Annotated in this window: 1 protein-coding gene; it reads right to left on the reverse strand. The window is 51.2% G+C overall.

All coding sequences use genetic code 11. The annotated features are described in order from the left end of the window. Positions 1–494: transposase (locus AC5RK6_RS04680; protein WP_493926370.1), on the reverse strand; the 494-nt coding region annotated here is incomplete at both ends.

Below are 494 nucleotides of genomic sequence, written 5' to 3' on the forward strand. Positions count from 1 at the left end.
GACATTATTGCTTAAAACCGCTTGACGCTGTTCCATAATTGTTAAACCATCGAACTTCAAGGTAATACGTTTCTGGTTATAGAAGAGCATATACTCGTCTATCGCCTCGCATAACTCATCAGTTGTAGCCCACTTCTTCCCGTGATAGATCTCGGTTTTCATCCGCCCGAAAAATCCCTCACAAGCCGAGTTATCCGGACTACACCCCTTCTTCGACATCGACCGCGTCAACCCGTAACGCCGCGTAAGCTCAATCCAGGACACAGACCGGTAGTGGACTCCCCGATCCGAATGAATCACGAGTGGGTGCTCAGGTTCGCCGGCTTGTAGCTGGCTTAGGCGCTGGTGCGGGAGGGTTGCCAGTGCGTTTTCAAGGGAGGAATCAGCCAACACTGAGGTTGGGTGTAATCCCCTCGTATAGGCCACGACTTTCCCGTCATAACAGTCAATAATCGGGGAAAGATAAACCTTGCCGTTAGCTGCGTGGAACTCGC

Source organism: Actinotignum sp. usb-actsch-213 (assembly GCF_059085665.1).